General features: G+C 71.8%; 14 protein-coding genes, 1 tRNA gene and 1 pseudogene. 10 read left to right on the top strand and 6 right to left on the bottom strand.

Features of this window, described 5'->3' with window-relative positions:
- Positions 1-50 precede the first annotated feature (50 nt).
- Positions 51-1,436: a tyrosine-type recombinase/integrase gene (locus ACFZAM_RS05110; RefSeq protein WP_391042819.1), complete on the top strand. Its 1,386-nt coding sequence runs from the start codon at positions 51-53 to the stop codon at positions 1,434-1,436.
- A gap of 42 nt (positions 1,437-1,478) precedes the next feature.
- On the opposite strand, the gene ACFZAM_RS05105 is transcribed toward ACFZAM_RS05110, so the two are convergent.
- From ACFZAM_RS05105 to ACFZAM_RS05085, 5 genes are all read right to left on the bottom strand, one after another.
- A tRNA-Thr gene (locus ACFZAM_RS05105) sits at positions 1,479-1,555 on the bottom strand.
- 107 nt (positions 1,556-1,662) lie between these two features.
- Positions 1,663-3,228: an alpha/beta fold hydrolase gene (locus tag ACFZAM_RS05100; protein ID WP_391042816.1), complete on the bottom strand. Its 1,566-nt coding sequence runs from the start codon at positions 3,226-3,228 to the stop codon at positions 1,663-1,665.
- 96 nt (positions 3,229-3,324) lie between these two features.
- The gene (locus ACFZAM_RS05095) at positions 3,325-4,446 is read right to left on the bottom strand and encodes a hypothetical protein (RefSeq protein ID WP_391042815.1); all 1,122 of its coding nucleotides are present in this window, start codon (positions 4,444-4,446) and stop codon (positions 3,325-3,327) included.
- Between the two features lie 478 nt (positions 4,447-4,924).
- On the bottom strand, positions 4,925-6,136 hold the full coding sequence (locus ACFZAM_RS05090) for a DNA polymerase III subunit delta' (RefSeq protein WP_391042814.1): 1,212 nt from the start codon (positions 6,134-6,136) through the stop codon (positions 4,925-4,927).
- Positions 6,137-6,924: 788 nt separating this feature from the next.
- Complete coding sequence (locus ACFZAM_RS05085) at positions 6,925-9,249, bottom strand: asparagine synthase-related protein (RefSeq protein ID WP_391042811.1); 2,325 nt, start codon at positions 9,247-9,249, stop codon at positions 6,925-6,927.
- Between the two features lie 970 nt (positions 9,250-10,219).
- Between ACFZAM_RS05085 and ACFZAM_RS05080 the strand changes: the two genes are divergently transcribed.
- The 7 genes from ACFZAM_RS05080 to ACFZAM_RS05050 all read left to right on the top strand — a co-directional run bounded on the left by ACFZAM_RS05080 (position 10,220) and on the right by ACFZAM_RS05050 (position 18,109).
- Positions 10,220-11,635, top strand: a complete 1,416-nt coding sequence (locus ACFZAM_RS05080) for an MFS transporter (protein WP_188283634.1) — start codon at positions 10,220-10,222, stop codon at positions 11,633-11,635.
- A 196-nt stretch (positions 11,636-11,831) separates the two neighbouring features.
- Complete coding sequence (gene lhgO, locus ACFZAM_RS05075) at positions 11,832-13,082, top strand: L-2-hydroxyglutarate oxidase (protein ID WP_355336277.1); 1,251 nt, start codon at positions 11,832-11,834, stop codon at positions 13,080-13,082.
- 158 nt (positions 13,083-13,240) lie between these two features.
- Entirely contained in the window at positions 13,241-14,146 is a 906-nt protein-coding gene (gene trmB, locus ACFZAM_RS05070; RefSeq protein WP_391042807.1) for a tRNA (guanosine(46)-N7)-methyltransferase TrmB, read from the top strand.
- 331 nt (positions 14,147-14,477) lie between these two features.
- Positions 14,478-16,076 (top strand): PrsW family glutamic-type intramembrane protease, encoded by a 1,599-nt coding sequence (locus ACFZAM_RS05065; protein ID WP_391043557.1) that lies wholly within the window; start codon positions 14,478-14,480, stop codon positions 16,074-16,076.
- A 244-nt stretch (positions 16,077-16,320) separates the two neighbouring features.
- Positions 16,321-16,467, top strand: a complete 147-nt coding sequence (locus ACFZAM_RS05060; RefSeq protein ID WP_391042804.1) for a hypothetical protein — start codon at positions 16,321-16,323, stop codon at positions 16,465-16,467.
- A 107-nt stretch (positions 16,468-16,574) separates the two neighbouring features.
- Positions 16,575-17,531, top strand: a complete 957-nt coding sequence (locus ACFZAM_RS05055; RefSeq protein ID WP_391042802.1) for a NaeI family type II restriction endonuclease — start codon at positions 16,575-16,577, stop codon at positions 17,529-17,531.
- A 128-nt stretch (positions 17,532-17,659) separates the two neighbouring features.
- A complete protein-coding gene (locus ACFZAM_RS05050) occupies positions 17,660-18,109 on the top strand; it encodes a DNA mismatch endonuclease Vsr (protein ID WP_391042800.1) in 450 nt (149 codons plus the stop codon).
- Here ACFZAM_RS05050 and ACFZAM_RS05045 read toward each other — a convergent pair.
- Positions 18,044-19,237 (bottom strand): DNA (cytosine-5-)-methyltransferase, encoded by a 1,194-nt coding sequence (locus tag ACFZAM_RS05045; RefSeq protein WP_391042797.1) that lies wholly within the window; start codon positions 19,235-19,237, stop codon positions 18,044-18,046. The genes ACFZAM_RS05050 and ACFZAM_RS05045 overlap by 66 nt on opposite strands.
- A 153-nt stretch (positions 19,238-19,390) precedes the next feature.
- Between ACFZAM_RS05045 and ACFZAM_RS05040 the strand changes: the two genes are divergently transcribed.
- On the top strand, positions 19,391-20,110 hold the full coding sequence (locus tag ACFZAM_RS05040; protein WP_391042795.1) for an HNH endonuclease: 720 nt from the start codon (positions 19,391-19,393) through the stop codon (positions 20,108-20,110).
- A 76-nt stretch (positions 20,111-20,186) separates the two neighbouring features.
- Positions 20,187-20,525: pseudogene (locus ACFZAM_RS05035) on the top strand (TMEM175 family protein); the annotation flags it as partial.
- Positions 20,526-20,571: the final 46 nt, after the last annotated feature.

The following is a 20,571-nucleotide window of genomic DNA, read 5'->3' as shown; positions in this document are numbered from 1 at the left end:
TCCGAGGCGGGCCGAGGACACTCGGCCCGCCTTTTCGCATGGAGGAACCCATGAGTCCCCGCAATCTGAACATGGAATCATCCATTTACTTCGGAGATGACGGATGGTGGCACGGCCGCGTCACTATGGGCGTCAAGAGCGACGGCAGTCCCGACCGGCGTCATCGCATGGCAAAGACCGAGACCGAAATCAAGCGCAAGGTTAAGGAGTTGGAGGCGCTGCGCGACAAGGGCCGCGCCCCGAAGGCCGGTCGCAAGCCCACCGTTGAGAAGTGGATGACCACCTACCTGACGGACATCGCCAGCCTGAAACTCCGACCGCGCTCACTGGACGACTACTGGTCCAAGACGCGCAACGACATCATCCCCGGCATCGGACAGCACCGACTCGACAAGCTCGAACCGGAACACCTTGAACGGATGTACCGCTCACTACTTGAGGCCGGACACGCACCATCGCACGTCGTCAAGGTGCACCGTATTCTGTCCCGTGCCCTGAAAATCGCCCACCGCCGACGACTGGTCGTGGAGAACGTTGCGACCCTCGTAGACCCTCCAAGCCTGGACGAAACCGAGGCGAATCCCTTCACAATCGAAGAGGCAAAAGCCTTCCTGGCCGCAGCGCTCAAGCGTCCCAATTACATGCGATGGGTGGTCGGTGTCGGGATGGGTTTCCGACAGGGGGAATGCCTCGGTCTGCGGTGGAAGTATGTGGACCTCGAAGCGGAGCTTTTCCACCCACAATGGCAGCTTCAACGGCTCACATGGCGGCATGGCTGCACCGACCCGCGCGAGTGCGGAATGCGTCTTCACAGGTTCGACGCCTGCCCGCAGAACTGCACGCTGCACAAGGGCTACAAGCGAGGCTGCCCGAAGCCCTGCCCGAAGACGTGCACCGGTCATGCCAGCGCGTGTCCGGAACGCAAAGACGGCGGCCTCGTATTCACCCGGCCCAAGACGAAGAAAAGCCGGTCCGAAGTGCCGATCCCCCCACCGTTCATCCCCTACCTGCGGGGCCACAAGACTCAGCAGGAGGAGATGAAAGCCGCCGCCGGGATCGCATGGCAGGAGTGCGGTGCAGTGTTCACACGGCCGGACGGCCGACCGCTGGACCCCCGACAGGACTGGGAGGAGTTCAAGGAAATCCTTGCAGAGGCGGGAATCGATGACCGGCGGCTGTACGACGGCAGCAGGCACACCGCGGGCACGATCCTCAATGAGCTGGGCGTGGACATCGTGACCATCATGGAGATTCTGCGACACACGCAGATCAGCCAGACGCGCCGCTACGTCAAGGGGCGGTCGCACCTCAGCAAGGCCGCCATGGGCAGGATGGGGGACACCTTCCTGCCGCAGACTCAGGCCCCAACTGAGACTAGAACTGAGACTACGGACAGCCGGTCGGACCGCGCCCGTCGCCGTCGTCGCATCCGCTGAACGAGAAACCCCAGGTCATGAGCTATGTGACCTGGGGTTTGGTGGAGCCGCCTTCGGGATTCGAACCCGAGACCTACGCATTACGAGTGCGTTGCTCTGGCCAACTGAGCTAAGGCGGCGCGCTGCGCCTGGATACCAAGGGTGGCAGGCGCAGCGGCGCCAAGTCTACAGGGTTCCGGGGGGTGGTTCGGACCGTTGGGGGATCAAGGGGGGTGCAGGTCAGGGGTTAGGTGCACTTCTGGTCTTTGGGGGGGACGGTGTCGTCGAGGAGGTAGGCGTTGACGGCGGTGTCGATGCAGTCGGAGCCGCGGGCGTAGGCGGTGTGGCCGTCGCCGTCGTAGGTGAGGAGGTGGCCGGAGGAGAGCTGGGAGGCGAGGGAGACGGCCCAGGCGTACGGGGTGGCGGGGTCGCGGATGGTGCCGACGACGAGGATCGGGGCGGCGCCCTTGGCCTCGATGCGCTGGGCGTGGCCGGTGGACGGCAGGGGCCAGTAGCCGCAGATGAGGGAGGACCAGGCCAGGGTCGTACCGAAGTGCGGGGAGGCGGCGCGGAAGGAGGGGAGGGCGCGTTCGACGTCGGCCGGGGAGGACAGGGCCGGGGGCAGGTCGAGGCAGTTGACGGCGGCGTTGGCGTACATCAGATTGCTGTACTTGCCCTTGTCGTCGCGCTCGTAGTAGCTGTCGGAGAGCTTGAGCAGCGGGCCGCCGTCGTCCTTGAGGGCGCTGGCCAGGGCGCCGCGCAGGGTCGGCCAGGCGCCCTCGTCGTACATCGCGGCGATGACGCCGGTCGTGCCGAGGGCCTCGGTGAGCGGGCGGCTGGTGCCGGTGGAGAGCGGGTGGCTGTCCAGGGAGGCGAAGAACGCGTCGAGGTGCTTGCCCGCGTCGTCGGTGGACGTCGTGCCGAGCGGGCAGTCGGAGCGCTTGACGCAGTCCGCCGCGAACGCCTTGAAGGCGACCTCGAAGCCGCCGGCCTGGGCGCGGCTGCTCTCCAGCGCGCCGACGGAGGGGTCCATGGCGCCGTCGAGGACGAGACGGCCGACGCGCTGCGGGAAGAGCCCGGCGTAGGTGGCCCCGAGGAAGGTGCCGTACGACTTTCCGACGTACGTCAGTTTCTGGTCGCCGAGCAGCGCGCGCAGGATGTCCATGTCGCGGGCGGACTCGACGGTCGAGACGTGGCCGAGGATCTTGGCGGAACGCTTCTCGCAGCCGTTGGCGAAGCCGCGGTCGGCGGTGACGAGCTTGTTGACCTCGGCGTTGTCGTCGGGCGTGGTGTCGACGGCCGTGAACGCGTCCATCTGCGGGTCGCTGAGGCATTCGACGGGCTCACTGCGGGCGACGCCGCGCGGGTCGACGGCCGCCATGTCGTACCGGGAGGTGACCGCGGTCGGGTAGCCGAGGGCCGCGTACTGGAGGTAGTCGATCGCCGAGCCGCCGGGGCCGCCGGGGTTGACCAGCAGCGAGCCGAGCCGTTTGCCGGGGCCTGTCGCCTTCTTGCGGGCGACGGCGAGCTTGAGGTCGTCGGCGGTGACGGGGTGCGCGTAGTCCAGCGGGACCTTCATGGTCGAGCACTGGAAGCCGGGGACGCCGCAGTCGTGCCACGACAGCTTCTGTCCGTAGTACGGCGCCAGGTCCGCGGGGCTCTCGGACGGCAGCGGTGTGAGCGAGGTGGTGGCGGGGACCGGCGACGACGCCCCGGCCTTGTGCCCGCCCCCCTCTGAGGTGCATGCGGACAGCAGCAGTCCGGTCACCGCGATCACGGTGGCCGGGATGCGGAGCAGGCGCTTGGAGTGCATCGGCGGCTCGGATCCTCCCGTCGGGTGCTTGCGAGCGTATCGGCCGGGGGGCGGGGACAGACGCTCAAGCTGTCCCCTTACGAGTGATACGCGCGATTATGAGCGTTTGAGGGGGGTGGGGGTGGGCGCCGCCCCGGTCGCGGCGTGGGCTTCCGGTACGGCTGTCGCATGACGGGCCTTCGATACGGCCGAGGTGCCGGGCGCCTCCGGTACGGCCGAGATGGCGCGCGGCTTCGATACGGCCGAGGTGCCGCGCGGCTTCGATACGGCCGAGGCGGCTTTACGGCTCGGCCCCTCCAGCTTCTCCGTCAGATACCCCGCGACCAGCGCGTACATCTCGCGCCGCACCCGTACGCCGTCGATGATCCGGACCTGGTCGCCGCGCGGGCGCAGGGCGGCGCGCAGGCGCAACGCCGAGGCGCGCGGGGCCAGTTCGCCGGTGGTGGCGGCCAGCAGCAGGGCCGGGTGCGGGCCCGCGGCCGGGGCGAGCGGCGGATACGTACCGGAGATCCCGGCGGCGGCGCGGTACCGGCCCGGGTGGGTCAGCGCCTCGTGCACCGCGCAGGGCGCCTGCGCGCCGAGGCCGATGACGGCGTGCGCGCCGCTCGCGGGCAGCGCGCGGAAGTGGCGGGCGGCCTCCGCCAGGACGGCGACCGGGTCCTGACCGCAGTCGCGCGGCATGACCAGCAGGAACGGATTGGCCAGGCCGCGCTTGGCCTGTACGGCGAAGCCCTCGAAGAGGTCGGGGGCGCCGGTGGCGGGCAGGTGCGCGAGGACGACGGGGTACGCGAGGCTCGCCGCGCCCGCCGACTCGTAACGCGGCGGCAGCCAGACGCGGATGCCGTCGCGCAGTTCCATCAGGGTGCCGCCCGCCGGGTGGCCGACCGTACGCATCTCGGGCGCCGGCGGGGCGGGGGCGGGGGTACGGCTGGGGGCGGGCGGCACGGTGGCCGTGGCCTCGGCCGACTCCCCGGCGGGGGCCCGGTCGGCGCGGCCGGTGTCGCGGGAGTCGCTGAGCAGCGGCACGGCGAGCGACAGGGCGGTGAGCGCCGCGACCCCGGCCGCCCCCGCGCGCAGGGCGGTGCCGAGGCGGTCGGCGGGCAGTTCGTACGGCCGCCCGGCGCGCTCTGACCACCAGTGCCGCAGGGCGCGGTGGGCCAGCAGTACGGCGGCGGCGGTCGCCGCGAGCAGCAGGACGGACAGGACGACGTCGGCCACGGCGGAACCCCTCGGGTGCGGGTGCGCTCCCGCTGGGACGGTGCGGCCGGGTACGGGGAGCTGGTCCTCGGGCCGGGGCCTTGGACCAGGTTCCTGGGCCTGGGCCTGGGCCTTGGTCTTGGACCGGGGCCTTGGGCCGGACCCTTGGGCCGGACCCTTGGGCCTGGTCGGGTCCTCGGGTCGGTCCTCGGGGTGGGATGACCCCCGGGGCGGTTGGTGATTCCGTACGGCGGCGGAAGCGCGGGAACGCTGTCTGCACCTTGCAACGGCTGCGGGCCGTGGGGTGGGAGACGTTACGGGGGCGGGGGCGGGATCACCCGGACGGACCAAGGGGGTGGCCTTCCGGCGGATGAGCCCCGGACCGCCGGGGTGCCCTTCCGGCGGACGAACCCTCCGGCCGCCGGGGCCCTTCCGGAGGACGAACCCCGGACCGCCGGGGACCCTTCCGGCGGACGGACCCCGAGCCGCGGCTCGGCCCTCAGCCCGCTCGTAGCGCCAGGGTCATGGCCTCCACCGCCAGCAGCGGGGCGACGTTACGGTCCAGGGCGTCGCGGCAGGCGAGCACGGCCTCGATCCTGCGCAGGCTGTTCTCCGGCCGGGACGACGACGCGATCTGCTCGATGCCCTCGCGGACCTCGGTGTTCGCGATGCCGACCGCCGAGCCGAGCTGCAACGACAGCACGTCGCGGTAGAAACCGGCGAGGTCGGTGAGCGCGAGGTCGAGGGTGTCGCGCTGCGTACGCGTCGAACGCCGCTTCTGCCGGTCCGCCAGCTCCTTCATCGCGCCCGCCGTGCCGCGCGGCATCCGGCTGCCCGCGCCCGCCGCCGCGCCGAGGGCCGCCCGCATCTCCTCGGTCTCCTTGCCGTCGACCTCCTCCGCGACCGCCTTCGCGTCCTCCTGCGCCGCGTCCACCAACTCCTGCGCCGCGCGCAGGCACCCGCCGATGTCCGCGACCCGCAGCGGTACGCGCAGCACCGCGGCGCGGCGGGACCGTGCCTGCTCGTCCGTCGCCAGCCGCCTCGCACGCCCTATGTGGCCCTGGGTCGCCCGCGCGACCCGCTCCGCCAGCGCCGGGTCGATGCCGTCGCGCCGCATCAGTACGTCCGCGACCGCCTCGGCCGAGGGCGTACGCAGGCTCAGCAGCCTGCACCGCGAACGGATCGTCGGCAGCGCGTCCTCCACCGACGGCGCGCACAGCAGCCACACCGTGCGGGGGGCGGGCTCCTCGACGGCTTTCAGCAGTACGTTGCCCGCGCCTTCCGTCAGGCGGTCCGCGTCCTCCATGACGATGACCTGCCAGCGGCCTCCGGCCGGGGACAGCGCGGCGCGCCGCACCAGGTCACGGGTTTCTTTGACGCCGATGGAGAGGAGGTCCGTGCGGACGAATTCCACGTCGGCGTGGGTGCCGACGGCCGTGGTGTGGCAGCCGTCGCAGAAGCCGCAGCCGGGGGCGGCGCCGAGGGCTCGGTCGGGGCTGACGCATTGGAGTGCGGCGGCGAAGGCTCTGGCGGCGGTGGATCGGCCCGAGCCGGGGGGGCCGGTGAACAGCCAGGCGTGCGTCATTCTTGACGCCTCGGGTTGTGGACGGCCTTCTTCGTGGGCCGTCACCAAGGCGTTTGCGTCTGCCGCCGCCGCCGATAGCTCCGCGACTACGCGCTGCTGGCCGACGACGTCGTCCCATACCGTCATGTCGACCTCCCTTCGCCTTGTCCCCGTCGGTTCCCCGAGGACCATTCTGCGTCACCCCACTGACAGGGGTGGGCGCCTTTGCGGTGCCTGGGCCTTCCCACCCGCCCACCCGTGCGAGTGCTTTCTTCGTCTGCGGGTGCCGCCTGTGCCTCGTCGGTCCCGGCCCGGGGCACCTCCTCGGGCGACGAACCTGCGGCCACCTCCACTCGCTTCTGCCCTTGCCCGTTCGTCCCCCTGCGGGGGCACCCCGCACCGTCCCCTCCGGTCCGCCGGCGCCCGCCTGTCCGCTGTAGCTGAGGGGGGAGGCGGGTGGGTGGATGTCCAGGCCCCGCGCGACCGACCGTCCACCCGGGGTGGCGGACGGGGGTGGGTGGGGTGCCGGACCTTGCGCCACCCGACCCTCAGGCGGGGTGGGTAGAGCGGGACCTGCGCGGTCGACGTCCGACGGCCGACGGGGCGTCCGGGTGGGGGTAACCGCCGGGGCGTCGTGGGGCGCTTGGAGAAGGGCCCCCCACCGGGAGGGGCCACCGGCGCAGGGCGGTACGCCGCAAAGACCCCCTACCCTCCCCGGCAACCCCCACCGGCAGGCGGACGCCGACGTACCGGGAGGGGACGGGCCGGGGTGCCCCCGCAGAAATGCGGTGACAAGAAGGGCACCGGATACACGGGGCCAGGTAGCCGCATTTCGAGGAGGTGCCCCGGACCGGCACCGACCCAGGCACAAGCGGCATCCGCAGACGAAGAAAGCACCCGCACGGGTGGGCGGGCGGGAAAAGGAGAAGGCGAGGTCAGAGAGAGAGGCGCTGGACGCCGGAAGAGAGGGCGCGGGGATCAGTGGGAGTGGCGGGATCGGTCCAGCACGACCCCCGCCGCGCAAGCAGCCGCCGCAGCCAGACCTCAGTGGCGACAAGGTCGCCCAACCCGTCGAGATCCGCCGGCACCCCACCCCCGTCCGCGACAGCGACCAGCGCGGAGCGCACCACCCGAGCGTCGATGAGCCCGGCATCGGCAAGCAGCGGCGCGTCAAAAAGGTCCAGAAGGTCGTCCAGCGCCAAACGCAACCCCGTGCGGGCCGCCGCGGCAGCGGTGGAGTGGGAGTTGGCGCCCCACCCCGGCGGCAGGTCACGGACCCCGGCGCCTTCGAGGACGTCGCGCAGGACGTCGGCCCGGGCGCCGGGCCGTACGCGAAGGGCGCCGGGCAGCGCCCGGCAGGCCCGGACGACCTGGTTGTCGAGGAAGGGCGCGTGCAGCCGCTGGCTGGGCACCGCCGCGGCCTGCTCGAAGGCGCGGAAATCCGCGGCGGTACGCGCCAGCACGGCGCGGGCGCGCCGCTCCCCCGGCCGGTCCATCGGCCACGGCCGCCGCGCGGCGTCCTGGAGGCGTACCGACACCTCGGCCAGCGCCTCCCCGGTGAGCCAGCGGGCGGCGGGCCCCGGCCGTACCCAGGTCATCGCGGCGAGGGACGCGGCCAGCGGCCCACTGCCGGCGGAGCCGAACTCGTGCCGCTGGAGCCGCGCCGCCGCGTCCTCCACACCCTGTTGATACGGGGTGCGGGCCAGCCGCCGGGCGGCGCGGTAGACGGTGATCGGCACGGTGAAGGGCACGAGCGCGGGGTGCCCGAGGGCCCCGTCGGCGCGGGTGAGCGCGGCCACCGGCCGTACGAGGTGGCGGCGGCGCCGGTCCATCAGGAGGTCGGCGAGCCGCGCGGGATGCGCGTCGAGGACCTGCCGGGCGCCGTATCCGATGAGGTGGTCGGCGCCGCCCGCGGCGAGCCGCCGCCGGTTGCGTTCGGCGTCGACGAGGGAGGGGGCGGGCTCGTCGGTGAGCGCGCCGCCGCCGAGGTCGGCGTACGGCAGCGCCTCGGGGCCGCCGGGGACGACGACGTGCCGCAGCCGCGGGTCGGCGCCCATGATCCGCGCCCGCTCCAACTGCGCTTCCCTGGAGTGGAGTCCGCCGCCCGAGGGCTCCCCGCCGGAGGACCCCGGAGGTCCGCCGCCCGCGAGGTCGTTGAAGGTGACGGCGAGCAGCCGCTCGCCCGCGAGGGAGCCGGGCGCGCCGGGCAGCATGCCGGGGTTGCCGGGCAGCCCGGCGGCGAGCAGCGCGAGCGTGGCGGAGGCGCTGCCGCCGGAGAGGTCGGCGCCGATGCCGGGCGCGGGCCCGTCCCCGGGGTCGGGTACGAAGCGGGCCTGGGAGAGCCTGGCGCGTACGGCGTCGACGAGCGCGTCCCGTATGCCCTCGACGGCCGCGGTGGCGTCGGCGTTGTTGGTGGGCTGGTGGCCGACGGCCAGCGAGGCGGTCTGTTCGTAGCCGCTGATCTCCGGGGCACCGTCGCGCAGGATGAGCGCGTGGCCGGGCGGGACGCGGCGGACGCCGAGGTACGGGGTGCCGTCGCCGAGCGCTTCGGGCGAGTCGGGGCAGGCGAGGAGTGCGGCGAGGTGGGTGACGTCGAGCCCGGCCTCGATGAGGTCGGCGAGCGGGAGGGCGGCGGTCGCGTACGCCGTACCGCCCGCCCAACGGGTGTGGAAGACCGGCCTGGCACCGGCGAGGTCGCCCAACACGGTGATGCGGCGGCCGAGTTGGAGTACGGCGGTGTAACTGCCCGACCAGGCCGTCAGATGGCGCAGCGCGCCGCCGCGGGCGGCGACCAGGCCGAGCCGCAACTCGGCGTCGCTGGCGCCGCATCGGCCGAGTACGGCGAGCCGGGCGACGGTGTGCGGGGCGCCCCCGCCGTGCCCGTTGCCATGGGAGCCGTTGCTGTGGGAGCCGTTGCTGTGGGAGCCGTTCGAACCGCCGCCGCCCCGGCCGCCGTTGCGGTACGCGCCGCCGTCGCCGTACGCGGCACCCGCCCCGCCGTACGTGTCGCCGTAACCGTCCCCGTAGGCCGCGCCCCCGGAGCCGTACGCCGCACCTTTGCCGCCGCCGAAGGCGTACGCGGCGCCGCCGCCCGGATCGGCCTGGACGACACGGACCTCGTCGGGCCGCCAGTCACCGACGGCCCACAGCGGATCCGGTTCCGACCACAGGAGTTGGGCACCGACGGGCAGGAGCGTACGGGTCCTGCTGCCGGGAACGGGACCCGCGGTGGCACTGCTCCACCCCACCAACCACCGCATCGCCGCCTCCACAGGCTGTGGACAGCCGGTACGCGGGGGGCCGCTCTGCCGCCGCCCCACTGCTCTACCGCTTCGCTGCCACGTCTGACGTCCGAAAGACCATGCTGCCACGTGAAGGCGCGCAAAGCGGCGCATGGGTGCACCAAGGAGCGCCGGGTCGCGCGCTGAGGGCAGCCGCGAGGCGAGTGTGAAACACGCATCAGCCGAAACGTCTGATTCGCGCCAAAGTCTGCGGCACATGCCGGAGTTGATATGCCGGAAAGCCACGTACGCGACCAGGGACCGGTTGAGGACCGTTCGAGGTCGGCATGCGGGACATTAAGGGCACGTTCCGGCGCGGGCGGGGGCGGTGAATGTGGTGAAGGAGACAGTGGTGAGGGCCGTGGAGAAGGTGTGGAGCAGGTGTGGACCGCTGGTGGAGCACCTCCCGCGGACGCCGGGCGGCGCGGGCGGGGCCGGGCGCGGGCGCGCCGTCGCGGGGAGGCTTCGGCGCAAGGGGAGGTCCACGGCCCGGGAGGGCGCTGACGCACCTCCCGGGCCGGTCCGCCGCCCGCGGGGATTGTGGCAACGGAACCCCCTGGCCCGCCGTACCACCGCCATAGCCGCCTGCCGGGGCCGCGGGCCGACCCACGGACCCTATGCAAGCGCCGCCGTCCCGGACGGCACAGAGCGCACGGCCGGGCGCACGGCCACATATACCGGGAGCACGGTCCAATGAGGTGGCGAGTAAGGGGCAGGAATCTCGCCATCCGGGACGAGACTCTTAACGGTCGGGATGCGGCGAACTACGCTGGGTGTACCCGGTTCGCACACGTACGCGCGGCTCGGGTGTCCGGCGCATGCGCCGCACCGGCCGCCGAGCGGTCACCGCGGTGGCTGAATCGGGCTCCAGGGGAGGGTGACCCCCGTACCCCACGACAAGACCAGGCCGGCCGGCCTGCCCCCCAGCGGCATCACGAGGTGAACCGCAGTGAACAGAGAACACCGCGGGCCGAACGAGAAGCTCGGCACCCTTCTCGCTCTGGCGGGCATCAGCAACGCCGGACTGGCCCGCAGGGTCAACGACTTGGGCGCCCAACGCGGCCTGACCCTGCGTTATGACAAGACGTCGGTCGCCCGGTGGGTGGCCAAGGGCATGGTCCCGCAGGGCGCCGCGCCGCATCTGATCGCGGCGGCGATAGGCGCCAAGCTCGGCCGTCCCGTGCCGCTGCACGAGATCGGTCTGGCCGACGCGGACCCGGCGCCCGAGGTCGGTCTCGCCTTCCCGCGCGATGTCGGCGAGGCGGTGAAATCGGCCACCGATCTGTGGCGGTTGGATCTCGCCGGACGGCGCGGACCCGGCGGCACCGGCATCTGGCAGAGCTTGGCCGGATCTTTCGCAGTGAGCGCTTACGTGACCCCCGCGTCGCGCTGGTTGATCACCCCCGCGGACGCCACCGTGGCCCGCGACGCGCCCGCGCCGGGCATGAACCACGTCGGTCACAACGACGTGACCAAGCTCCGCGAAGCCGCCGAGGACGCCCGCCGCTGGGACTCCAAGTACGGTGGCGGCGACTGGCGTTCGGGCATGGTCCCGGAGTGCCTGCGGGTCGAGGCGGCGCCCCTGCTGCTCGGTTCCTACAGCGACGACGTGGGCCGCGCGCTGTTCGGCGCGACCGCCGAACTCACCCGCCTCGCCGGGTGGATGGCCTTCGACACCGGCCAACAGGAGGCCGCCCAGCGGTATTACATCCAGGCGCTGCGGATGGCCCGCGCCGCCGCCGACGTACCGCTCGGCGGTTACGTGCTCGCCTCGATGTCGCTCCAGGCCACGTACCGCAACTTCTCCGACGAGGGCGTCGACCTCGCCCAGGCCGCCCTGGAGCGCAACCGCGGTCTGGCGACCGCCCGCACGATGAGCTTCTTCCATCTCGTGGAGGCCCGCGCGCACGCCAAGGCGGGCGAGGCCGCCGCCTGCGGGGCCTCGCTGGCCGCCGCGGAGGCGTTACTCGAGCGCTCCCGCGAGGGCGACGCCGACCCGCAGTGGCTCGGCTTCTACTCCTACGACCGGCTCGCCGCCGACGCCGCCGAGTGCTACCGCGACCTGCGCGTCCCGCGCCAGGTGCAGCGCTTCACCGAGCAGGCCCTCGCCCGGCCCACCGAGGAGTTCGTCCGCTCCCACGGCCTGCGCCTGGTCGTCTCCGCCGTCGCCGAACTGGAGTCCGGGAACCTGGACGCCGCGTGCGCCGCGGGCACCAAGGCCGTCGAGGTCGCGGGCCGCATCTCCTCGGCCCGCACCACGGAGTACGTCCGCGACCTGCTGCACCGCCTGGAGCCGTACAACGACGAGCCGCGGGTGCTGGAGCTGCGGGAGCGGGCCAGGCCCTTGCTCGCGGCCCCGGCGTAAACGATTCAGCCGGGCGGGCCGGCAGGCGCGTGCGGGCGGACCGGCGGCGCGGGCGGGCGGACCGGCGGCGCGGGCGGGCGGACCGGCGGCGCGGATGCGCCAGCAGCGAATTCCGGGCCGTCCGGCGGTTTCCGGCCGGTACGGCGTTTGAGGAGCGGGCCGCCGGGCTATGAGGGCCCCACAGGCAGGAGGCGTCATGACCCGCAGCACCGCACCCGCCTCCCGCCCGGAGGATGTCCTTGTCGTGGGCGCGGGCATCATCGGCCTCTCCACCGCCTACGCGCTCACCCGCGCCTCCCCCGGCATCCGCGTCACCGTCCTGGAGAAGGAACCGGGCCCCGCACGCCACCAGACCGGCCGCAACAGCGGAGTGATCCACAGCGGCATCTACTACCGCCCCGGCTCCCTCAAAGCCCAGTACGCGCTGGCGGGTTCGGCCGAGATCGGCAAATTCTGCGCCGAGCACGGCATCCCGCACGAGACCACCGGCAAGCTCATCGTCGCCACCGCCCAGGCCGAACTCCCGCGGCTGCACGCCCTGGTCCAGCGGGGCCGCGAACACGGCATCCCGGTAAGGGAGTTGGGCCCGGCCCAGATCGCCGAGTACGAGCCGAAGGTCGCGGGGCTGGCCGCCATCCACGTCGCCACCACCGGCATCTGCGACTTCCGCGAGGTCGCCGCCACCCTGGCCCGGCTGGCCGGGGACGCGGGCTGCCGGGTCCGCTACGGCGAGCGGGTCCGTACGATCGAGCGCCGCGCCGACGGCCTGGTCGCCGTCCGCAGCAGCGACGCCGAGGGCCGCCCGCGCCCCGAGATCCGTACGAAAGTTCTGGTCAACTGCGCGGGGCTGCACAGCGACCGGATCGCGGAGCTGGCCGGGGACGACCCGGGCATGCGGATCGTGCCCTTCCGCGGCGAGTTCTACGAGCTGATCCCGGTCCGCCGCGGGCTGGTGCGCGGTCTTGTCTACCCGGTGCCCGACCCGGACTTCCCCTTCCTCGGCGTCCACCTGACCCGCGATGTGCACGGCGGCGTCCACCTCGGTCCGAACGCGGTGCCCGCGCTCGCCCGCGAGGGCTACCGGCGCGGCACCGTGGGACTGCGCGACCTCGCCGCGACCGCCCGCTTCCCCGGCACCTGGCGGATCGCCCGCCGCCACTGGCGCCAGGAGGCGGGCGAGATCCACCGCTCGCTGTCCAAGCGCGCCTTCACCGCCGACGCCCGCCGCCTGCTGCCCGCGCTGCGTCCCGGCGACCTCGTCCCGGCCCCCGCCGGAGTCCGCGCCCAGGCCGTACTCCCCGACGGGACCCTCGTCGACGACTTCCTCTTCGCCGGGACCGCCCCCTTCGTCCACGTCCTCAACGCCCCCTCCCCCGCCGCCACCGCCTCACTCCCGATCGGCCGCGAGGTCGCCCGCCGGGCCCTGGAGGCCCTGCGCGCCGCGTAGCCCCGCGGACGGCGTTCACGGTTCGCGCCTGCGCCCCCGGCCGCCGTACGGCCCCGGACCTGGCCTTACGCGGTGCGTCCGCGCACCGGTACGTGAGCCCGTACGCCGCTGGCAGCCGCTCCGGGGGGCCGCGGGCGCCCCGTAGAATCGACGGCATTGTGTCCACGTCACCCACTCCCCCCGCCACGCGTACGAGCGCGCCCGCCGTACGCGAGACCGATGCCGTAGCCCTAGCCGTAGCCGTCTCCGTCACGGAAGCCGTCACGGAAGCCGACGCCGAATCCGTCACGGAAGCCGACACGGAAGCCGTTGCCGGAAAGGCCGTCTCCGGCGTCGGCAGGCAGCAGCGCTTTCCCAGCGGGCCCGCGCCCGATCCGGCGGGGTCGCGGGAGGAGCACCGGATCAGGTCGTTCCATGCCCGGCGGGGGCGGATCACGCAGGCGCAGGCCGCGGCGATCGAGCGGCACTGGGAGGCGTGGGGGGTGGAGCTGGACGGCGCGCCGCTGGATCCGGGCGCGCTCTTCGGCGACCCCGAGCCGCCCGTGGTGCTGGAGATCGGCTTCGGGATGGGGGACGCGACCGCCGCGATGGCGGCGGCGGACCCGGCGACCGGCATCCTGGCCGTCGATGTGCACACCCCCGGCCAGGGGAATCTGCTGGCGCTCGCCGACCGCCTCGGCCTGACGAACGTCCGGGTGGCCAACGGCGACGCCGTCGTCCTGCTGCGGGACATGCTGCCGCCCGCCTCGCTCGCGGGGCTGCGCGTGTACTTCCCCGACCCCTGGCCGAAGGCCAAGCACCACAAGCGGCGGCTGATCCAGCCGGACTTCCTGGCCATGGTGCTGCCGCTGCTGCGGTCCGGCGCGGTCGTGCACTGCGCGACGGACTGGGAGCCGTACGCCGAGCAGATGCTGGAGGTGCTGGCGGCGGAGCCGGGGCTGGCGAACCGGTACCCGGCGGAAGGTTTCGCCCCCCGGCCGGACTTCCGGCCGATGACGAAGTTCGAGCGGCAGGGGCTGGCGAAGGGGCACATCGTACGCGACCTGCTGTTCACCCGTATCTGAGGGAGGCGGCGGGGGGCGTCCTGCGTAGGCGCGTGGGGCGCGGGGCGCGACCGGCGTACGGGCACGGGGCGCGTACGGGCGCGGGGACGTCCGGCGTACGGGCACGGGGCGCGTACGGGCGCGGGGACGTCCGGCGTACGCGACCGGCGCGCGCTCCGGGAACCGTCTCCTGGCCCGTCCCTGGTCTCGTCCCTGGCCCGGTCCCTGAGCCGCCGCCGGAACCGCCCCTGACCCGCCCGTTCGGGCCGGGCAGCGTCGGTCACCTGCGCGAACCGATGCCGACGCACCCTCGCGTACGGCCGCCCGGCCCCCGTACTGTCGACGGGTGTCCATGTTTTCGCACCCGGCTGCCGGGGCCGCGGGTCCTCAGGAGGCCGCTGCCCTGCCCGCGTCGGGGCCGCCGCCCGGGTCCGCCGCGCCGGGACCGCAGTCCGGGACCGCCGGATCGGGCTTCGACGGATCAGGTTCCGCCGGATCGGGCTTCGACGGATCAGGTTCCGACGTATCCGGTCCCGACGTATCCGGTGCCGACGCGTCGGAGGCCGCACCCGCCGGGCCGCCGCCCGGATTCGCGCCCGCGCCCGCTCCCGAGACCTGGCAGTACGCGCCCCGCCGTCCGTTCTGGGAGAGCCGGGCGGTCCGTACGGGCGCGCTGTTCACGGCACTGGCCGTCTGCGGTGTGATCATCCTCGCGGTCGTGCGCCAGCACATAGGCACCGAGAGCTTCCTGGTCGGCCTGGTGCTGGCCGTCCTGCCGGTGCCGTTGCTGGTCTGGGCGTTCCTGTGGCTCGACCACGTGGCGCCGAGCCCCTGGCAGAACGTGGTCTTCGCCTTCTCCTGGGGCGCGTGCGCGGCGACCCTCGTCGCGCTGTTCGCCAACGAGTACGGCGCCAAGCTGATCGCCACGACCTTCTCCGCGACTCCGACGCAGACCGACCACTGGGGTGCGACTTTCGTCGCGCCGCTGGTGGAGGAGACGGCGAAGGGCGCCGCGCTCCTGCTGCTCTTCCTCTTCCGGCGCCGTCACATCGAGTCCGTCGTGGACGGCATCGTGCTGGCGGGGCTGGCCGCGACCGGCTTCGCCTTCACCGAGAACATCCTGTACATCGGCTCGGCCTTCGGCGAGGACAAGGCGCTCGGCTCCTCCGTACTCGACTCGGCGACCGCCGCGACCTTCTTCGTCCGCGTCCTGATGACGCCCTTCGCGCACCCGCTCTTCACGGCGATGACCGGCATCGGTTTCGCCATCGCCGCCACCAGCCGCCCGCGCAGTGTGTGGCGCTGGCTCGCGCCGCTCGGCGGCTGGCTGCTCGCGATGGTGCTGCACGGCCTGTGGAACAGCTCCTCGATGCTCTCGCCCGTCGGCTTCCTGACCGTTTACGTGGCCGTCATGATCCCGGTCTTCGGCCTCGTCGTCTGGCTCGCCTTCTGGGCCCGCGCCCGCGAGTTGCGCACCATCCGCACCAACCTCCCCGTCTACGCCGCCGCCGGCTGGCTGACGCTGCCCGAGCCGACCGCCCTGGCCTCGATGAAGGCCCGCAGCCAGGCCCGCGACACCGCGCGCCGCTACTACGGCGAGAGCGGGGCGCGCGCGGTACGCGACTACACCGCCTTCGCCACGCACCTCGCCTTCCTGCGCGCGGCGGCCACCCGCGGCATGCCCGCGCCTGACTTCACCGCGCGCGAAGCCGAACTCCTCCATCACCTCTGGCAGCGCAAGTCCCTGGTGCGAATCCCGCTCGCCCAGGCCGCGACGCCGCACCTCCCGCCCGCCGCCTGGGCGGCGCCCTTCCCGCATCCGCGCCAGGCCCCGATGTGGGGTCCCCGGCCGTGGGACGGCCAGGCGCCCGGCCAGTGGGGTGCGCCCGGCGCATGGCACGCGCAGGCGCCGGGCACGTGGGGCGCCCCCGGACCCGGCAAGCACCGTTAATCTCCGCACCTCGCGCCCACCGCGTCGCCCCAGCCTCCGCCATGGCTCACACCGCGCCCGCATTGCCCTCGATCGCGGCGAGTTGCCACCGGGTCCGCGAGCCCGCGCAACAGCCTGGCCGGCGATCCGGCCCGCAAGGCGTCGAACACCGTAGCCGTCCTGCTGTGCGGCACGCGGGACGACGCGCGCCGGTGAGTTCCTACGCGCCGGCCTGGCCGCCGCGTGCGTCGCCACCACGCACCTCGTGGTCAACCCCGCGCCGTCGGGGACGGCCGTCGCGATCGTCGAGCGGGGTACGGGCGACAACTCCACCGTGGTCGCCCAAGGCGCCAACCTGCCGCTGCCCGCCACCGTCTCGCGCCCTTACCCGCAGGGCCCGGAGCATCGGTAGGCTGACGGCCCCGTTAGCGCGCCCAGCACGACTGCGCCTTCGGCGACGGCAACGTCCCCGTCGGCCCCGGCCGTTCGCAAGCCGCTCAGGCTGAAGGAGGTATACGTTTGCTCCCCCTCGACCACTCGGCTGCCACGAACATCGCGTCTGCCGACCAGGACGACCCCGAGCTTGCGGCCGTCGTGGAAGCGCTCCGGGCGGCGGATCCCTCGGGCTTCCGGTTCGCAACAGTGCTCCGGAACACCATCGACCAACTCCTCGACGGGGAGAGCACAGGCCGTTACGACTGGAAGACGCTCTTCAAAACGGAGAAGACGCATGCGGGCACGGTCGTAGAGATCAATCTCCAGCGGGAGTTCCGGTTTGCTGACGGTGACGCCATGGACTACAAAATCGCGGGCGTCGACGTGGACTGCAAGTATTCCCAGACCTTCGGCGGCTGGATGATTCCGCCGGAGGCAATTGGCCATCTGTGCCTGCTCGTCTGGGCTGATGACTACAAGAGCCGGTGGAGCGCCGGCCTGGTGCGCATCAGGGCGGAGTTGCTGAACCAGGGCAACAACCGGGACCTCAAGCAGACGGTCAACTCCAAACAACGGGAAAAGATCACGTGGCTATGGCGCGATGCGGAACTCCCGGAGAATGTGCTGCTCCACATGGATCCGACCGACCGGAAAGCAGTGTTCGCATCCTCATCTGGGCAGGCGCGCTTGAACGAACTCTTCCGCAGAGTCCAGAAGCGCCGGATCGGACGGAACGTCGTGCGGACGGTAGCGCAGCAGAAGGACTACATGAAGCGGGTCCGCGGCAATGGGGGTTCGCGGAGCGCACTGCGCAGGGACGGCATCCTCATCATCGGCGACTACGAGAGCCACAGGCGGATCGCCGAGCAACTGGGCATACCGGTACCCCGCGAAGGCGAGTTCGTCAGCGTTCGTGCCGTTGAGGTCGGACCGGCGGAGACCCTCCGGCCCACCGTCGTTCTCAGTGAACGCCGCTGGGCCTGCGCCCTGCCGGGCGAACCGCCCCAGGCGGCTCCGCTGCTCCCTACCCACACCAAGTGAACGGGCTGACTGCCAGCGCAATGTCTTCGGCCAGCCCACCCGTAGGCTCGGTACCGTTGAGTGCCTCTGGACGGCTGAAGGCCGAACTGTGCGTCCGGGGCGTACGTGCCTCAAGGGGGGAGAGCAGGTTGACGGACGACTGGTCCCCACCGCCGGGTTCCTGGGCCTCTTCTGAGAGCCGCCGACGGAACATGCAGGCTATCCGGAGCCGGGATACGGGGCCGGAGTGGCTGATACGGCGCCTGGTGCATGCGCGGGGGCTGCGCTATCGCGTCTCAGCGCGCCCCCTGCCCGACCTTCGCCGGACGGCGGATCTGGTGTTCCGGCCGGCAAAGGTCGCCGTCTTCATCGACGGCTGCTACTGGCACGGCTGCCCGGAGCACTATGTGTCGCCGAAGACCAATTCGGGCTACTGGTCAGAGAAGGTCGCCAGGAACATAGCGCGGGACCAGGATACGAACGAACGGCTCGCTGAAGCCGGCTGGACGGCGCTGCGCTTTTGGGAGCACGAGTCACCGGACGCCTGCGCGCTCACGATCGCCGCCACGGTTGACAAGATGCGTGCGAGCAGGAGCTGACGGGGCGGAGACTTCAAAGAGAGCGGAGTCCTTCTCGATCTGCGCGTCCTTCTCACGCTTCCCCGCGGCCAAGGCGGCGACGATCTGTTTGCCGACGGCTTCGGCGACAGGCGGCGGGAAGGCGTTCCCCACCTGGCGGTATGCCGCCGTCTTCCGGCCGGAGAATTTCCAGTCCTCGGGGAATCCCTGGATGGTCGCTGCCTGCAGCACGGTCAGCTTGGGACCGCGCTCCGCGTAGAGGTCCCGCTCCGGATCCTGAAGGTCCGACGGATCGTTCGCGACGCCCAGCCCGCACACACCGAGCTTCCGCCAGGCTTCCTTCGCCCGGCTGGGGCCGAGATCCGCTCCGCCGTGCTTCTTTGATCCGCCCACCAGCGTGGGCGCCACGGTGCCGGTCTTCGCGGCCTTGAGCCACTTCTTGTAGGCGGTCTCCCAGCGGGCGGTGTAAAGACCCTTCCAGCGAGGGTCCTGCCCGCTGGCCTGGTAGCGCTCACGCATGGACTTCGCCAAGGCTTTCGCAACCGTGAGCAGCTTGGTGTGCTCCGGTTCAGTCCAGGCGAAGTGCTTCGCATACTCCGGCTTCATCGCTACGAGAATCGCCCGCGGCCGAAGCTGCGGAACCCCGTAGTCCCGTGCTTCCAGCACTTTCCAGTAGCAGATCGTGTATCCAGCCTCTTTGAGGCGGCGCTCGATGACGTCTTCGCGGTACTTACGGAACTTCTCGGGCGGTTCCAGCAGTGCCCGGACGTTTTCAATCATCACGGCCTTCGGCTGCAGGAAGCCGATCAGGTCAAGCATCGTAGGAAAGAGGTCACGCTCATCCTCGTGGCCCAGTTGCTTGCCTGCCGCCGAGAACGGCGGGCACGGGACGCCGCCCGCCAACAGGTCAAGCACTCCCGGCTTGAGCTTCAGCCGGCGTGGGTCAAACTTCGTGAGATCGGCCTCGATGACCTTGCAGCCGTCCCACTTCGGATTGCCCTCGACGTTGTCCTTGAGCGTCTGGCAGGCATTCGGGTCGATCTCGATCAGGGCAAGGTGCTTGAACCCCGCCCGGTGCAGGCCCACCGCCTGGCCGCCTGCTCCGGCGCAGATCTCCACCGAGGTGAACTGTGGCTCAATGCTCGTCATGCACCCTCATCCCAGTCGCGCCGTGTGAGCGTCTTGCATCTCACTGTCACAGAGGGTGGCAGACCCCACTGACAATCCGCTCAAGTGTCGCGCAGCGGACGGCAGTCTTCGGGCACCCGTCACGCCACAGCGAGCAGTCCTACGATAAGGCGCATGCGGAACCCTTCTTGGCAGCGGGATGAACTCCTCCTCGCGTGCGCCCTCGTCGTGCAGAACGGCTGGAAGGAACTTCGCGAGAACGACCTCCAGGTAATGGACTTGTCCGACCTGCTGCAAGTGCTCCCCCTCCACCCGGTCGAGACCCGCAGCGTCAAGTTCCGCTCCACGGGAAGCGTCAGCCGCAAGACGACGGACTTGGCCACGGCTCACCCGTCCCACCAGGGCCCGCCGACCCGGGGCGGACGCCTGGACAAGGAAGTCGTGGCCGCCTTCATCGCCCGGCCCGAGGAGATGCTGGCCGCCGCCGAGCGGATTCGGAACGTAGCCGTCAACGGTCCGTTTCAGCTCCCTGCCGAGCCACCGGATCCAGACGACGAAGCCGCGCCGGAAGGCCGGCTGCTCGCTCGGCTCCACCACGCGAGGGAGCGGGATCCGAAGCTCCGGGCCAGGAAGATCAAGTCCGTGCTCGCAGCCGGCGGCAGCCTGCGCTGCGAAGTGTGCGACTTCAGCTTCGCTGAGACATACGGCAGCCTTGGCGACGGCTACATCGAGGTGCATCACACGCTCCCTCTCCACGTTTCCGGGGAGACCACCACGTCGCTCGACGACCTCGCCCTGCTCTGCTCGAACTGCCACCGCATGTGCCACCGCAGTGCAAGCCCCGAGGAGCCGTGGCGGACCCCGACGGCTCTCCGCGCACTTCTGACGAACTGACCCCTCCTTGCGTAGGTGCGGCATCGCACTGTGGGAGGTGGGGTGGGGTGGTCTACTGGGGCGGTTTTAGTGGTGAGTGCGGGGTCTTTGGGGCGTCGCGGTGTGTGGGGAGACGGATATTTCGGAGAACGAGCAAGGGCATGAGACGCGGGCGGCGGAGCGGCTGATTTTGTTTTCGGACGCGGTGGTGGCGATCGCCATCACGTTGCTCGCGTTGGAGTTGCCGGTGCCGGAGGGGCACGATGTGTCGGAGTTCTGGCACTCGGTGCGGGCGGATGACGGGCATTACCTGGCGTTTTTGATCAGTTTCGTGGTGATCGCGATGGCGTGGGGCGAGCACCACAGGGTGTTCAGGACGGCGCTGCGGGTCGATACGCGGCTGCGGAAGATCAACATGGTGTGGCTGATGATGATCATCCTGAATCCGTTCGCGACGAAGATGCTGATCGAGGAGGGGCACG

Source organism: Streptomyces sp. NPDC008079, assembly GCF_042957385.1.
GTDB lineage: Bacteria > Actinomycetota > Actinomycetes > Streptomycetales > Streptomycetaceae > Actinacidiphila.
This window is presented reverse-complemented; position numbering and strand designations above follow the sequence as displayed.

Coding starts and splice junctions, on each gene's coding strand:
- ACFZAM_RS05110 (WP_391042819.1), top strand. CDS start 51: ATGAGTCCCCGCAATCTGAACATGGAATCATCCATTTACTTCGGAGAT.
- ACFZAM_RS05100 (WP_391042816.1), bottom strand. CDS start 3,228: ATGCACTCCAAGCGCCTGCTCCGCATCCCGGCCACCGTGATCGCGGTG.
- ACFZAM_RS05090 (WP_391042814.1), bottom strand. CDS start 6,136: ATGACGGTATGGGACGACGTCGTCGGCCAGCAGCGCGTAGTCGCGGAG.
- ACFZAM_RS05085 (WP_391042811.1), bottom strand. CDS start 9,249: ATGCGGTGGTTGGTGGGGTGGAGCAGTGCCACCGCGGGTCCCGTTCCC.
- lhgO (WP_355336277.1), top strand. CDS start 11,832: ATGACCCGCAGCACCGCACCCGCCTCCCGCCCGGAGGATGTCCTTGTC.
- ACFZAM_RS05065 (WP_391043557.1), top strand. CDS start 14,478: ATGTTTTCGCACCCGGCTGCCGGGGCCGCGGGTCCTCAGGAGGCCGCT.
- ACFZAM_RS05045 (WP_391042797.1), bottom strand. CDS start 19,237: ATGACGAGCATTGAGCCACAGTTCACCTCGGTGGAGATCTGCGCCGGA.
- ACFZAM_RS05040 (WP_391042795.1), top strand. CDS start 19,391: ATGCGGAACCCTTCTTGGCAGCGGGATGAACTCCTCCTCGCGTGCGCC.